The following is a 14405-nucleotide window of genomic DNA, read 5'->3' as shown; positions in this document are numbered from 1 at the left end:
TTCTTCTTACGCAGGCTGCTGCGTCTTCTTCAGCACCGGGAAGCCGAGCTTCTCGCGCTGCGCGTAATACGCTTCGGCCACGCCCTGGGCAATGCGGCGCACGCGCAGGATGTAGCGCTGGCGCTCGGTCACGCTGATCGCGCGGCGCGCATCGAGCAGGTTGAAGCTGTGGCTGGCCTTGCAGACCTGGTCGTAGGCCGGCAGCGGCAGGCCCAGCTCGATCAGCTTCTGCGCTTCGGCTTCGCAGGCGTCGAAACGATGGAACAGTTCGGCGACGTCGGCGTGTTCGAAGTTGTAGGCGCTCTGCTCGACTTCGTTCTGGTGGTAGACGTCGCCGTAAGTAACGGGCGTTCCGTCCGGACCGTGCGTCCAGACCAGATCAAAGACGTTGTCGACGTTCTGCAGGTACATGCACAGGCGTTCGAGACCGTAGGTGATCTCGCCCAGCACCGGACGGCATTCCATGCCGCCGGCCTGCTGGAAATACGTGAACTGCGTCACTTCCATGCCGTTGAGCCAGACTTCCCAGCCCAGGCCCCAGGCGCCGAGGGTCGGCGATTCCCAGTTGTCCTCGACCAGGCGCAGGTCATGCACCAGCGGGTCCACACCGAGCGCCTTGAGCGAGTCGAAGTACAGCTCGACGATGTTGTCGGGGCTGGGCTTCATCGCCACCTGGTACTGGTAGTAGCGCTGCAGGCGGTTGGGGTTCTCGCCGTAGCGGCCGTCGGTGGGGCGGCGGCAGGGCTGCACGTAGGCCGCATTCCACGGCTCCGGGCCGAGCGAACGCAGGAACGTGGCCGGGTGGAACGTGCCTGCGCCGACCTCCAGGTCGAGCGGCTGGATCAGCACGCAGCCCTGGTCCGCCCAGAAGGCGTTCAGTCGCTGGATCAGTTCCTGGAAGGTAGGTGCGGCCATGGTTCCCGATTGACGTGCTGCAAAGCGCGCTAGTATAGCCGCGGGCCTTGATGCCGCTGGATTTTTTGCCCTTCCTGCCTGCGCCCAGTCGCTAGTCGCAGGGAGTCGTTCCACCCTTGCCTGTGTTGTCTGCACCGTGACCCATCGCCACAAGCGACCCTTTTTGATCGTCGAAACCGGCCAGCCCGTTGCCTCGATGCGCCGTCATCGTGGCTTTCCCCATTGGATACGCGTCGCCGCCGGCCTGGAGGCCGACGAGGCGGTGGTGGTCAATGTCGAAGGCGGCCAGGCGCTGCCGGGGCGCGAAGGTTTCGCCGGCACGATCATTACCGGCTCGGCGGCGATGGTCACCGAGCGCCGCGACTGGAGCGAGCGCAGCGCGCAGTGGTTGCGCGACGCCGCGCAGGCGGGCATGCCGCTGTTCGGCATCTGCTACGGCCACCAGTTGCTGGCGCATGCGCTCGGCGGCGAGGTCGGCGACAACCCGGCCGGACGCGAGATGGGCACGATTGGACTCGAGTTGCACCCGCACGCCGAGCACGACCCGCTGTTCACCGGCCTGCCGGCGCAGTTCGCCGCGCAGGCCACGCACCTGCAGACCGTGCTGCGCGCGCCCGAGGGCGCGACCGTGCTGGCCCGCTCGCAGCAGGACGATTGCCATGCATTCCGCTGGGGCGAGCGCACCTGGGGCGTGCAGTTCCATCCCGAATTCAGCGCCACGCACATGCGCGGCTACGTGCAGGCGAGGCAGGACGCGCTGCAGCGCGAAGGCCGTTGTGCAAAAACGATGGCACGCGATGTCAGCGCGACGCCGCATGCGCGGCGCGTGCTGCGCCGGTTCGTCCGCCACGCGCGCAACCTGCACGATCATTGAGCCGCGGTCGACGACCGCGGCACCGATACATAACGACTTCTAGATTGGAAAGAGAGCGATGACGCAGATTCGCAAAGTGCCGGTGCGCCAGGGCCTGGCCTGGTTCGTTCAGGCAATCAACGTCGGCCGGCGCAGTCCGCGGGCGATCTTCGGCGCGGCCCTGTTGTTCATCTGCACGCTGTACGGCGTCGGCCTGATCCTGGTGGTGCCGGTGGCGATGCTGGCCCGTTCCGGGCAGCCGGACCTGGGCCAGATCATTCCCGCGATCGCGGCGGTGTTCGTCGGCATGGTGTTCCTGCTGCCGATCCTGCTCGGCGGGATGATGCATGTCGTGCGTGAGGCCGAAGCCGGGCGACCGGTGCGTGCGCGCGACCTGTTTGCGCCGATCCGGCAGAAGAAGGCCGGCGCGCTGGCGCTGATGGGCCTGATCCAGATCGTGCTGGCGATCGTCGGCGGTGCCCTGGTCGGCGTGCTCGCCGGCAGCGACTACTGGACCAACTACATGGCCGCCGTCCGCGGCGCGATGAGCGGCTCGGTTCCGGTCATGCCGCAGCCCGATCACCCGGGCCTGCTGATGGCCGCGCAGCTGCTGTTCAACTACTTCAGCTACGCGATCATGCTGTTCTCGGTGCCGCTGATCCTGTTCGCCGGCGCCAACCTCTCGGCGGCGGTCAAGGACAGCCTGCGCGCTTCGATCTCCAATGTTGGCGCCAACGCCCTGGCCGCGCTGTTGTTCATCCTGAGCGTTGCGCTGAGCGCACTGGTGATGCTGCTGGTATCGGCGATGCTGTCGCTGATCGGCGGCCTGTTCGGCGCGGTGCTGGTGCTGATGGTGTACATCGCCTACGGCGCCGCGGTGCTGGTGGTGCTGGTCGCCGGCAGCTACTACGCATGGCGTGACACGTTCGGCGACGAGACTGCCGTTGCGGTGCCGCCGAGCCTGGACAGCATCGAAGTCTGAGTTCGATCACGGCCTTCCAGGCGCTGGCAAAAGAAAAGCCCCGCGTAAGCGGGGCTTTTTCTTGCACGTCCGGTGGCGAGGTTACGGCGTGGCGTCGCTCTCCGCCTTCTGCGGCACAAGCCAGCGCGCGGCGATGATCCCGACCTCGTACAGCAGGCACATCGGGATCGCCAGCATCAGCTGCGAGACCACGTCGGGCGGGGTGATGATCGCGGCGATCACGAACACGCCGACCACCGCGTAACCGCGCGAATCCCTCAGCTGCTGCGGCGTGACCCAGCCCAGCAGCACCAGGATCACCAGCGCCACCGGCAGCTCGAAGCTGGCACCGAAGGCGAGGAAGATCACCAGGACGAAATCGAGGTACTTGCCGATGTCGGGCATCATCGCCACGACATCCGGGGTGAACCTGGCCAGGAAGCCGAACACCGACGGCAGCACCAGGAAGAAGGCGAACGCGCAGCCGATGTAGAACAGCGCCACCGCCGACACCAGCAGCGGCACGGCCAGGCGCTTCTCGCGGTGGTACAGGCCCGGAGCGACGAAGGCCCAGGCCTGGTAGAGCAGCCACGGCACCGATATCAAAAGCGCGGCGAAGAAGGCCAGCTTGATCGGCACGAAGAAACCGCCGGCCGGGTCGTTGGCGACCAGTTGCCCGGTTGCCGGCAGGTTCGCCAGCAGCGGCGCCGCCAGCAGGCCGTAGATCTGCGCCGAGAACGGCATCAGCACCAGGAATACCGCGAGCAGGCCGACCACCGCCCGCAGCAGGCGCGCGCGCAGCTCGATCAGGTGGTCGATCAGGCGCGGTTCGGCGCCGGCGTCACTGTCGTGATCCGTGCCGGCAGAGGCGTGCGAAGGGTCGCGATTCATCGGCGCTCGACCGCGTCGTCCGCGGTCGGTGAGGGGTCATGCGGCTCGGGGCCGGGATGGGGCTCGGTCGTCCACGGATCGGCGGACGGCGGCGTGCTGTCTGTGCTGCTGTCCGCGGCCGGGCCGCTTTCGCCAGCTGGCGCACGCAACTCCGCGTCGATATCGTCGACGCCCCGGCGCAGGGCATCGCCCTCGCGCTGGATGCGGTTGCGGGCCTCGTCCAGGCCGGACTTGAGCTCGTCGTGGGCGTCGCGCAGCGTCTGCTCGGTATCACGCAGGTTGCGCTTGAGCTCCTCGGCGGCCAGCTCGTGCTCGAGTTCGGACTTCACCGAGTACCACTGCGCGCGAGCGCGCCGCACCCACAGTCCGGCGAAGCGCGCTGCCTTGGGCAGGCGCTCCGGCCCCAGCACGAGCAGGGCGACGATCGCGATGACGAACAGCTCGGAAAAGCCGATATCGAACATGGCCGGCTACCGACGCAGGTCAAGGCACGCCGCGTCAGCGCGGCGTGCGGTCGTCTTGCTTGTTGGCCGTGTCGCTGGACTGCTGCCCGGCGTCGCGCGAATCATCGCGCAGCTGCGCGGCAGGCTTGTCGTCCTCGTCGTGCATGCCCTTCTTGAAGCCCTTCACGGCCTCGCCAAGGTCCTTGCCGACGTTGCCCAGGCGCTTGGTGCCGAACACCAGCACCACGATCACCAGCACGATCAGCCAGTGCCAAAGACTCAAACCGCCCATGAGTATGTCCGCAGGAAATGGATGCTCAGGATACCCCAGCGCCGTAGTCGACGTTGTTACCGGGGTGTGCGAAGTACCGCCAGAACAGCTCGACCGGTGCCCGGCGACCCGTTCAGGGCAGCGGTTCGGCCTTGACCGGGCTTTCGACGGTCTCGAACTGGCTCGGCTTGGCCTGCGCAGGGCCGGACTGCGGTGCCTGGATCGGCGCAGTCGTGGCCGCCGGGGCCGGTGCCGTCGACGTGGCCGGGCGCGCTGCCGGTGCTGGCGACGCGGTGCCGCGGGCGCGCGCGTCGGCGCTGGCGTTGCTGCGTGCGGTGCGCGCGATCGAACTGGCTTCCTCGAGGCGATCGCGGAAGTCGACGATGGCCGAAGACGGCTGGCCGTGGGCACGGCCCTCGAAGATCATGCGCGGCGTGGTGTCGTTGCCGTAGACCGCTTCGTTGGCGGCGTCGTCGATCGACAGCACGGCGCCGTCGAGGGCGATGCCGGCGAACAGGCCGCGGGCGCGCGACCACGACCAGATCTCGGCCTTGAGCTGGCCATCGGTGGCGGTGGAGGCATTGCGGCCGACCGGGCCGGCGGCGACACCGGCATCGGCGCCGAGGGTGACCTTGCCGTTGACGATCGAATCCAGGCCGCGATCGCTGCGGAACACCAGCACGATATCGGCCGACTGCACGCCGGCCTGGAAGCCGATGCTGCCGCCGGTGAGCTTGACGAAGCTGGGGTTGGACCAGGTGCCGTCGGGGTTCTTCACCGACAGCAGGCCGTGGCCGCGACGGCCGCCCAGGACCAGGCCGATCTTGAGCGAATCAGGCACGACGACAATGCCGCGTGCTTCGTCGAGCAGCTTGTCGGGAATGCCGGACTCGGGAATCTGCTGGATCTGCGTGAGCACGCGGACCGCGTCGACGGCACGCTGGTCCTCGGTCGGGCCCGCCACCGCGGTCACGGCAAGGCTGAGGCTGAGCATCAGGACGGCGAGGCGCGGCAAGCGGCGTGACGGCAGACGGGGGGACATGGCGGACTCGAGGGGATGTGGACTCGACCGCCAACAGGGCAGTCGCTTCAGGCTAGTTATATGGCGATGAATCCTCACCGAATCGGCGCGAAAGTAAAAGCACGCAAACGCCTCTGCGTCGCATAAGCTGAAAGATCCCACGGCAGATCGGCGATGGTTTCGATGCCGGGGGTCCCGCCCCGACAGCGTGCACTGACAGCGTGCCCCGACAACGTGGGCAACCTCGCGGCCAGCTGTCATCCTATGCGGATGCAAGCCCCCGCCAGCATCGCCGTCGGCGACGACGCGCCTCCCGCATCCACCCCTGACACGGCACTAGTGCTGGTCAACTTGGGCACGCCCGACACCGCGACTCCCGCTGCGGTGCGCCGTTACCTGGCCGAATTTCTTTCCGACCGCCGCGTTGTCGCCCTTCCGCGAGCGCTGTGGCTGCCCCTGCTGCACCTGGTGATCCTGCCGCTGCGCTGCAAGCCGGTGGCCAGGAAGTACGCCAGCATCTGGGTGCCCGGCGACGATGGCGGCTCGCCGCTGGCGGTGTATACGCGCCGCCTGGCAAGGGTCGTGCAGGAAGAACTGCCGCGCCTGCGCGTGATCGATGCCATGCGCTATGGCACGCCGTCACTGGCCGCGCGCCTGCGCCAGCTGCGCAGCGAGGGCGTGCGCCGCGTGATCGTGCTGCCGCTGTATCCCCAGTATTCGACCACCACCACCGCGTCGGTGGCCGACGTGCTGGCCGCCGCAGGCGAAGGCCTGCAGACGCAGATGGTCGACGACTACCACCTCGACCCGGGCTGGGTCGATACGGTGGCCGCTTCGATCCGCGACCACCGCGCTGCGCACGGCAGCGGCGCGCACCTGCTGTTCTCGTTCCACGGGCTGCCGCAGCGCCTGGTCGATGCCGGCGACCCGTACGCCAGCCAGTGCCAGGCCAGTGCGCGCGCGGTCGCGCAGCGCCTGGGCCTGGCCGACGACGCGTGGACGCTGAGCTACCAGTCGCGCTTCGGCCGCGATCGCTGGCTCGAACCGAGCACGCAGGGCACGCTGCGCGCGCTGGCCGCACGCGGCGTGCGCAACCTCGACGTGGTCGCGCCCGGTTTTCCGGTCGACTGCATCGAAACGCTGGAGGAAGTGGCGATGATGCTGGCCGAGGACTTCGCCGCGCAGTTCGCCGATGGCAGCGGCGCGTTGCGCTACATCCCGTGCCTCAATGACCGTCGCGACCATGCCCGCGCGCTGGCCGCCATCGCAAGCAAGCGCCTCGAGGCCTGGCACTGATGCCCGTACACCCCATGCAGGACTTCGTACTCGACACCCCGCTGGGTCGCATCACCGGCCTGCGTGGCGGCAAGCCGGGCGCGCCGCGCGTGCTGGCCCTGCACGGCTGGCTCGACAACGCCGCCAGCTTCCTGCCGCTGGCCGAGCACCTGCATGGCATCGACCTGGTCGCCGTGGATCTTCCCGGTCATGGCGCCAGCGCGCACCTGCCGCCGGGTGCGGACTATTCGTTCGCCGCGGCGGTCAACGCCGTGCTCGATGTCGCCGATGCGCTGGGCTGGGACCGCTTCGCGCTGCTTGGGCATTCGATGGGCGCCGGCATTTCGAGTCTGGTCGCCGCGGCCTGCCCGCAGCGGGTGGAGCGACTGGTCGCGATCGAGGCACTGGGTGCGCTGGCCGAAGTGCCCGAGCGCACCGTCTCGCGCCTGCGCGATGCGGTCGCGGCGATGCGCGCGCTGCCAGGCAAGTCGTTGCGCGTGTTCCCCGATCCGATGGTCGCGGTGCGCGCGCGCATGGCCGCCGGTGCCCAGGTCGGCAGCCGGCTGAGCGAATCGGCGTCGAAGATGCTGGTCGAGCGTGGCGTGGTTCCGGTCGAGGGCGGTTTCGTCTGGTCCAGCGATCCGCGCCTGACGCTGCCGTCGATGCAGCGCCTGACCGAGCAGCAGGTTCGCGACCTGGTGTCCGGCATCGAATGCCCGACGCGCGTCATATTCGCCAGTCCGGCGCAGCCCTACCTGCCCGACGAACTGCGTCGCGAGCGCGCCGGCTTGCTGCCGCGCGGCGAACTGATCGTGCTCGAAGGCGGGCACCACCTGCACATGGAGGATCCGGAGATGGTGGCGACGGCGATCGGAGATTTCCTGACGGTGCCGCGCGAAGGCTGAGCCGAGGGCCTGGATCCCGGCGTTCGCCGGGATGACTCAAATCTACGTCGCCGCCTTCCCGCACAACGCCCGCAGCGTCGCCTTCAACTGCCGTCCTTCGCCGTGGAAATACTCGCGCTCATCGCGCCAGTGCGGGCAGCGCGCTTCCACCTCGCGCCAGAACGCGCGCGAATGATCGGCGTGGATCAGGTGGCACAGCTCGTGCACGACCACGTACTCGAACGCGCTCGGCCGGGCCAGCACCAAAGACAGGTCCAGCGCCATCGAGCCATCGGGCGCCAGCGAACCCCACTGCGACGACATCAACTTGAACGTCACCCGCCGCGGTGCCCGCGGCAGCGATGGCAGGTAGCGCGGCAGCCAGCGGCCGACGTCGGCGCGTGCCTGCGCCTCATAGAAATCACGGGCGGCGCGGCGGATTGCCAGATCGCCGGCTCGCGCCGGCAAGGTGAACACCAGCGAATCGTCGAGCGCTTCGAGCCGGCTGAATCGCCCGGGCTGCCACTGCAGCGGCAGCATCGCGCCGCGCAACGGCAGCTGCGCGGTGATGTCGCGCTCGAGTACCGGCACGCCATCGATGCCGTAGCGGTCCAGTTGCGTCGCCAGCCATTGCCGATGCTCGGCGACGAATCGATCGGCGGCGGCGATGCTGCAGCGCGTCGGCATGGTCAGGCGCGCGCCACGCTCGTCGACCGACAGCTTCAGTCGGCGCGAGCGCGGATCACGCACACGCTGCAGGACTATCGTGCGGCCCTCATCCAGTTCGACCTCGAGCGCTTCGCGCTCGATCGTGCGTGGCTTCGGCGCGATCAGGCGACCGAACATTCGAAACTGGGAAGGCATGGCGGACGGCTCGGTGGGGTACGAACGCGGTTGCGTCCGATCATACGTGCTCGCGGCCGTCGCAGGTTTCGAAGCAGTGACGACCGCGCGCCGGCGCCATCACAGCTCGGCGCGGGACAACTTGAGCGCGCCTTCGAGGACCGTGAACAGGCGCTTGAACTCGCCGGCCATCAGCACGAAGCGGGCATCGAGTTCGGCGCGCAGGTCCTCGCGCTCGGTCGACTCCAGTTCGTCGACGGCGCCGTCGAGCAACTTGAACTTGCGCACCACCAGGTCCTCGCCGAGCACGAACGAAACATGGTCGTCGAGCGTCAGCGCCAGGCGCGTGACCTGCTTGCCCGACTCCAGGTGCTTGGTGATCTCCTCGCTCTGCAGTTCCATGCGCTGCACCTTGACCACGGCGCCCTGGTCGATCGGATCGCGCAGTTCGCATTCGTCGCCCAGCGACAGGCCTTCGGGCATCTCCTCGCCGGCGACCCAGCCGGTCAGCACCGTGCGCGGCGCGATCTCGGCGTTCAGCGGCAAGGCCGGGAAACTGCCCAGCGCGCGGCGGATTTCGCTGACCACGTTCTCGCCGCTCTTGCGGCTGGAGGTGTCGACGGCGACCACGCCGTGGCCGAGGTCGATCAGCGCGTCGGTGCGACTGGGCTTGACGAAGGCGCGCGGCAGCAGGTCGGTGATCAGCTCGTCCTTGATGCGCTTGCGGGTGCGTCCGCCGGGCTTGCGGCCTTCCTTCTGTTCGATCTCGGCCAGCTTCTTGGCCAGCATGTCGTTGACGACCGAGCCGGGCAGGATCTTGTCCTCGCCGCCGACCGCCAGCCAGGTGGCATCGCCGCGGGTGTGCGAGAGCTCGTCGTCGCCGCGGCCGAACGGGGAGATGAAGCCGCGGCTGGACAGTTCCAGCGGGCCGACCGGCTTGAGCAGGCATTCGCCCAGGCCGGTGTTGAGTTCATCGAGTTTGGTGGTGGTGGGGAAGCGGAACAGCGTCAGGTTGCGGAAGAACATCGAGAATCCTGAAAAGGGAGATCAAGCTGTCACTCCCGCGAACGCGGGAATGACGAAGATTCGAGGGAATGGCGCAGGCTGGGCAATGACGGTAACAGGTTGCAGACGCATCAGGCCGGCGTGTCTTCGCCTTGCGGTTCACCCGCCAGCCATGCACGCGCATCGGGCAGCGGCGCGTCACCGCGGCGGCCGAGCGAAAGGAAGTCGAACAGGTTCGGATCCGCCAGCTGCGCCGGGCGCAGGTTGCCCAGCGCCCGGGCGATGGTTTCGATGCGCCCGGGCGTCTCGCGCTCCCACGCGTCCATCATCTTCTTGACCTGCTTGCGCTGCAGGTTTTCCTGCGAGCCGCACAGGTTGCAGGGAATGATCGGGAACTGCCGGGCCTGTGCGTAGGCTTCGATGTCGTCCTCGCGCACGTAGGCCAGCGGGCGGATGACCACGTGCTGGCCATCGTCCGACAACAGCTTGGGCGGCATGCCGGCGAGCTTGGCGTGGAAGAACAGGTTCAGGAAGAACGTCGACACCAGGTCGTCGCGATGGTGGCCCAGGGCGATCTTGGTGAAGCCGTGCTCGGCGGCGTGGGCGTACAGCGCCCCGCGGCGCAGGCGCGAGCATAGCGAACACATCGTCTTGCCTTCCGGCACCACGCGCGTGACCACCGAGTAGGTGTCCTGCTCGAGGATCCGGTACGGCACGCCGATCGACTCCAGGTACGTCGGCAGCACGTGTTCAGGGAAGTCGGGCTGCTTCTGGTCGAGGTTGACCGCGACCAGCTCGAACTTCACCGGCGCCTTCGCCTGCAGCTGCAGCAGGATGTCGAGCATCGTGTAGCTGTCCTTGCCGCCGGACAGGCACACCATGACCTTGTCGCCGTCCTCGATCATGCCGAAATCGGCGATCGCGCGACCGACCTGGTGGCGCAGGCGCTTGGCCAGCTTGTTGTTCTCGTGCGCGCGGCGCTGGACGGCGCGCACGTGGGGTGCAGGTTCGGGAAGGGGCAGGACGGTGCTCATCGGACGCCCATTCTACCGGGCGTCCAACAGGCACGGCTTATGCCGGCAGGGTTATGCCGGGAGCGCGCGGTGTCGCCTGCAACGCCGGCGCGTTAAGCTTCGCGGATGATCGAAAGCGACGATCCCGCCGTCCTCGCACGCCAGCTCGCCGAGCTGCGTCTGGAGCACCGCGACCTGGACGTGGCGATCGAGCGCCTGGTGCGCGAACCCGATGCCGACGAGTTGACGGTCAAGCGGCTGAAAAAGCGCAAGTTGTGGCTCAAGGACTGCATCTCGCGGCTGGAAAGCGCGTTGATCCCCGACGAACCGGCCTGAGCGGAAGGGGCTTCAGCCCCGATCGGCCTGGTCCAGGCGCTGCAGCAGTGACGCCGATTCGCGCACCAGCGGGTGCGCCGGCGAATAGAACGTCCGCAGCATCCTGTCGCAGCTGATTGCCTCGCCGCGGGCCTGGCCCACATCGCGCTGGCGCAATGTCAGCTGCGCACGCAGGCAATCACCTTCGCCGCGCAACGGATGGGCGGCGGGCAGCTCTTCGTCGGCGCGTGAGTCGTAGATCGCCAGCAGGGTGGCGGCGTCGTCGAGCCTGTCCAGCGCCAGCGCGGCGCGAACCCAGCGCAGTACGCGCGGCACGACGCGATCGCCGGGCTGGTCGAAGAGGCGGGCGCGATCGCGCATGGCCGCCTGCAGGCGCGTCAGCGCGATGGCGCGATCGCCGCTCATGGCCTCGGCCCACGCCAGGTTGGCCTGCGCGCGCAGCGGCAGCGGGTGATCGGGCTTGAGCGCCCCCGACCAGCTGTCCAGCAAGGATTGCAGCAGCGCGCGGGCTTCGTGCCATTGGCCGCGACGCAGGCGGCTCTCGGTGCGCCAGATGTTGGGCATCTGCGCCTCGACCTGGCCGACGCCCTGGGTCTGCTCGAAGATGCGCCGTGCATTGAGCAGGAGTGGCTCGGCGGCGTCGTAATCGCCGGTTTCCACCAGCACGCTGCCGAGCGAGTTGTACGCCCACGCCGTCCAGGTGGTGGTTTCGCCGGCGCTGCGGTACAGCGCGAGCAGGTTCTCGAAATGTTTGCGCGCCTGCCCGTATTCGCCAAGGCCGCGCGCGCACAGGCCCAGCGACCAGTACAGCTCGCCCTGCGCCTTGGCATCGTCCTTGAGCGCCTGTGATGCCAGCAGTGGCTGCAGGATCGCCTGCGCCTGCCGGTAGCGGCCCTGCTCGGTGCGCAGCTGGCCCATCTTCAGGCTCGCGAACGGACGTTGCGCTGGCGCTTCCTCGCTCAAGCGAAGTGCCGAAGCGCAGGCTTCCTCCGCTGCTGCCAGATCGTTGGCGATGCGCTGCACGTCGCACAGCCCGGTCTCGACCCGGATCAGTGCCGGCAGCTGGTCGGCACCCAGGCCCCGGTAAAGCGCGCGGGCCTGGCGGTAATGACCGATCGCCAGCGCGTGCCGGTCCTGGCCGAAGAAGACATTGGCGACCAGCGCATGGACGGTCGCCGCCGCCGCCGGATCGTCGGCGAAACGCTGGTCGACCTGCGCCGCGGCGCGATCGACGGCGTCGCGAACGCTGACCTGGTTGCCGCCCGTGGGTTTGCCGGAGTCACCCTTCCCGGAATACGGATCAGCCTGTGCCAGCACGTCGCTGGTGACGAAGTCGAGCACCGCCTGTCGTTGCCGGGCGTTTTCCTCGGCGAGCAGGCGCGCGCGATCGGCGCGCACCGACATCGCCGTGGTCGCGACCAGGCCCACCAGCAGCGCGGCGGTGACCGCCGCCCACATGCGCAGGCGAGTGCGCTCGCTGGCCCGGCGACGCGCGCGGCGCTCGTCTTCATCGCGCCTGCGAAGTTCCTGGTCGCGCTCGTCATGGCGCTGGTCGAGCGTGCGCAGGCGCGTGGCGAGCATGCGCGGATCGAGCACGCGCTGCCTGGGATCCAGCGCCGCGGCCTGGGCGATGTCCTCGCACAGCAGCGGATCGTCGAGCGCGGCCTCCCAGCCCGGTGCCAGCGAACGGCGCAGGTCGCCGACCAGCAGCTGGTACAGCAGCACGCCCAATGCATAGACGTCGCTGCTCTGGGTCGGCATTTCGCCGGCGATCACTTCCGGCGCGATGTAGAGCAGGCTGCCGGCTTGCGCGGACGACAGCGAATGGGTGCCGTCGACGAGGCTGTAGGTCAGGCCGAGTTCGGCGAGCTGCGGCGCCAGTGCGGCTTCGCCGGCGCCGAGGTCGGCGAGGACGATGCGCCAACCGCCCGGTGCCTGGTCGTCGGCGACCGGATAGAGATTCTCCGGCTTGAGGTCCTTGTGCAGGATGCCGATCTCGTGGAGCGCGGCCACCGCTTCGCACAGTTGCACGCACAGCGACAGCCGCTGCTGGAACGACAGTGCGCCCAGCCCGCCCTGCGCCTGCGCCCAGTCGCGCAGGTGGCCGTGCGGGTAGTACGGCATCTCCAGGAAGAACGGCGGCTGCGCGAGGTTCCAGCCCAGCACCGGCGCCACGGCCGGCAGGTCGGCGCGCACCGCCTGGATGTAGCGTGCCAGCGCGATCTCGCGCTTGAGGCTGCGCAGACCGCTCTCGCTGGTCGCCAGTTTGATCGCGCGGGTATCGCCGCTGTCGGAGCGGGCCAGGCAGATGACGCCGGCACTGCCTTCGCCCAGTCGTTGCACCAGGCGCCAGCCCGGACGGTGCGGCAGACGGTCGCCATCGCGCAGGCGCTCGGCTTCGTGCGGGTGGGCGTGCACCTTCTCCACGGCGACCGCCTCGAACCGAACCGCCGCCGCCAGCCGGTAGCCGTAGCCATGGACGACGCGGATCGCCGTGCCGTCCTCGCCCAGGGCCTGGCGCAGTCGGCCGATCGCCTTGACCAGCGAGTTCTCCGACACCACGCGCCCCGGCCAGCCGGACTCGAGCAGTTCGTCCTTGGTCACCACCTCGCCGGCGTGGCGAAGCAGCGCCAGCAGCACGTCGTAGCTGCTGCGGTCGAGCTCGACCTCGGCCGCGCCGGCCCGGACCGCGGCAATGCGCTCGTCGAGCACGACTTCGCCGTACCGCCAGATGCCTGGCGATGGCGACATGTTCAGTGATGACGGCGACTCGGCCACGGCCCCCTCCGTCGCGGAAGCTGCACTTTGGCAAGTGGCCGCGCGGCCGGCAAGGGGCGGGCCGGCCCGGCGGCACGCACGATCACAAATCGGCGCCGGCGATTCACAAGCTTTCAGAACTCTTCAGGACCGGGCAAGGATTCGCGTCGCCCGGCCCCGGCACGATGCCGGACCAATCGCCGCGGGCCACCGTCCGCGTCGGCATCGATCGAGCATCGGCCTCGGGGGGACGCCATGCAAACCGGATCCAGGCGAAGCCGCGGGCAGGCACACTTCGGCGACCACGCCGCCGCGCTGCGCTGGCAGGAGGCCATCCAGACCGCCCAGCACGACCTCGCCGACGACCTTGCCCTGCTGATCGGTGGCGACGGCCTGGATCGCGACAGCTACCTGCGCTGGCTGGCGGCCGAGAACGCGCTGTGCAGGACCGGCGCCTTCGTCCTGGAATCGATGGCGCCGGCCCTGTCCACACCGGCCCTTCGGCAATGGGCCGGCGAACGCACCCAGAAGATGCGCGACTGGGAACGGATGGCCGCGGCGGACGTGCGCCGCACCGACGGCATCGTCGCCATCGCGCCGGTGGCGGCCGAGCCCTGGCGCGATTTCGTCGAGCGCCACCGTCGCCAGCGTCCTTATCGCGTGCTTGGTGCGATCGCGCTGCATGAAGCCGTCACCGGCGGCATGGCCCGCCAGGCTTTGGTGGCCGTGCTCGAACGCTCGTTCCTGCCGGTGCGTGGCTGCACCTACCTGCTGCACCGCCTGCTGGCCGCCGACGACGGCTGCGACTGGCGCTGGCTGTGGCAACAGGCGGACGAAGGCGCGCAGCGGCGCGCGCTGTGCGACGGCGCCTGGCATGCGGCGACGTTGTATCGCCGCATCGTCCAGGCTGCCCTGCAGGGTCCGCAGGGGCTCTGAC

At 68.9% G+C, this 14405-nt stretch carries 14 protein-coding genes and 1 pseudogene; 6 read left to right on the top strand and 9 right to left on the bottom strand.

Features of this window, described 5'->3' with window-relative positions; genetic code table 11:
* Positions 1-6: 6 nt before the first annotated feature.
* Positions 7-915, bottom strand: a complete 909-nt coding sequence (glyQ, locus tag HIV01_RS13350; protein ID WP_200607848.1) for a glycine--tRNA ligase subunit alpha — start codon at positions 913-915, stop codon at positions 7-9.
* Between the two features lie 136 nt (positions 916-1051).
* Between glyQ and HIV01_RS13345 the strand changes: the two genes are divergently transcribed.
* Both HIV01_RS13345 and HIV01_RS13340 read left to right on the top strand, forming a co-directional pair.
* A complete protein-coding gene (locus HIV01_RS13345; RefSeq protein WP_280633566.1) occupies positions 1052-1789 on the top strand; it encodes a glutamine amidotransferase in 738 nt (245 codons plus the stop codon).
* 58 nt (positions 1790-1847) lie between these two features.
* Complete coding sequence (locus tag HIV01_RS13340; protein WP_200607845.1) at positions 1848-2750, top strand: hypothetical protein; 903 nt, start codon at positions 1848-1850, stop codon at positions 2748-2750.
* A gap of 81 nt (positions 2751-2831) precedes the next feature.
* Here the strand turns inward: HIV01_RS13340 and tatC are convergent, their stop codons facing one another.
* From tatC to HIV01_RS13320, 4 genes and pseudogenes are all read right to left on the bottom strand, one after another.
* Positions 2832-3620, bottom strand: coding sequence for a twin-arginine translocase subunit TatC (tatC, locus tag HIV01_RS13335; RefSeq protein WP_200607843.1), 789 nt, complete (start codon positions 3618-3620; stop codon positions 2832-2834).
* Positions 3617-4084, bottom strand: a complete 468-nt coding sequence (tatB, locus tag HIV01_RS13330; protein ID WP_200607841.1) for a Sec-independent protein translocase protein TatB — start codon at positions 4082-4084, stop codon at positions 3617-3619. Before tatB ends, tatC begins: the two co-directional genes overlap by 4 nt.
* A 34-nt stretch (positions 4085-4118) precedes the next feature.
* Positions 4119-4355, bottom strand: a complete 237-nt coding sequence (gene tatA, locus HIV01_RS13325; protein WP_200607839.1) for a Sec-independent protein translocase subunit TatA — start codon at positions 4353-4355, stop codon at positions 4119-4121.
* Between the two features lie 56 nt (positions 4356-4411).
* Positions 4412-5349, bottom strand: a pseudogene (locus HIV01_RS13320) (lipid-binding SYLF domain-containing protein).
* Positions 5350-5625: 276 nt separating this feature from the next.
* On the opposite strand from HIV01_RS13320, the gene hemH reads away from it, so the two are divergent.
* Positions 5626-6651 carry a ferrochelatase gene (gene hemH / locus HIV01_RS13315; protein ID WP_200607837.1) on the top strand — a complete coding sequence of 342 codons (1026 nt, stop codon included), beginning with the start codon at positions 5626-5628 and terminating at the stop codon, positions 6649-6651.
* 14 nt (positions 6652-6665) lie between these two features.
* On the top strand, positions 6666-7535 hold the full coding sequence (locus HIV01_RS13310; protein ID WP_200608547.1) for an alpha/beta fold hydrolase: 870 nt from the start codon (positions 6666-6668) through the stop codon (positions 7533-7535).
* Positions 7536-7577: 42 nt separating this feature from the next.
* On the opposite strand, the gene HIV01_RS13305 is transcribed toward HIV01_RS13310, so the two are convergent.
* From HIV01_RS13305 to ttcA, 3 genes are all read right to left on the bottom strand, one after another.
* The gene (locus HIV01_RS13305) at positions 7578-8378 is read right to left on the bottom strand and encodes a M48 family metallopeptidase (protein ID WP_245156803.1); all 801 of its coding nucleotides are present in this window, start codon (positions 8376-8378) and stop codon (positions 7578-7580) included.
* A gap of 99 nt (positions 8379-8477) precedes the next feature.
* The gene (locus HIV01_RS13300) at positions 8478-9383 is read right to left on the bottom strand and encodes a recombination-associated protein RdgC (protein ID WP_200607835.1); all 906 of its coding nucleotides are present in this window, start codon (positions 9381-9383) and stop codon (positions 8478-8480) included.
* A 110-nt stretch (positions 9384-9493) separates the two neighbouring features.
* A complete protein-coding gene (gene ttcA, locus HIV01_RS13295) occupies positions 9494-10396 on the bottom strand; it encodes a tRNA 2-thiocytidine(32) synthetase TtcA (protein WP_200607833.1) in 903 nt (300 codons plus the stop codon).
* Positions 10397-10501: 105 nt separating this feature from the next.
* Here ttcA and HIV01_RS13290 point away from each other — a divergent pair, with 105 nt between their 5' ends.
* Positions 10502-10711, top strand: coding sequence for a YdcH family protein (locus HIV01_RS13290; protein ID WP_200607831.1), 210 nt, complete (start codon positions 10502-10504; stop codon positions 10709-10711).
* A 12-nt stretch (positions 10712-10723) separates the two neighbouring features.
* Here the strand turns inward: HIV01_RS13290 and HIV01_RS13285 are convergent, their stop codons facing one another.
* A complete protein-coding gene (locus tag HIV01_RS13285) occupies positions 10724-13462 on the bottom strand; it encodes a tetratricopeptide repeat protein (protein ID WP_200607829.1) in 2739 nt (912 codons plus the stop codon).
* 261 nt (positions 13463-13723) lie between these two features.
* On the opposite strand from HIV01_RS13285, the gene HIV01_RS13280 reads away from it, so the two are divergent.
* A complete protein-coding gene (locus HIV01_RS13280) occupies positions 13724-14404 on the top strand; it encodes a hypothetical protein (RefSeq protein ID WP_200607828.1) in 681 nt (226 codons plus the stop codon).
* The last annotated feature ends 1 nt before the right edge of the window (position 14405 follow it).

The organism is Lysobacter arenosi (assembly GCF_016613475.2).
GTDB classification, from domain to species: domain Bacteria; phylum Pseudomonadota; class Gammaproteobacteria; order Xanthomonadales; family Xanthomonadaceae; genus Lysobacter_J; species Lysobacter_J arenosi.
This window is presented reverse-complemented; position numbering and strand designations above follow the sequence as displayed.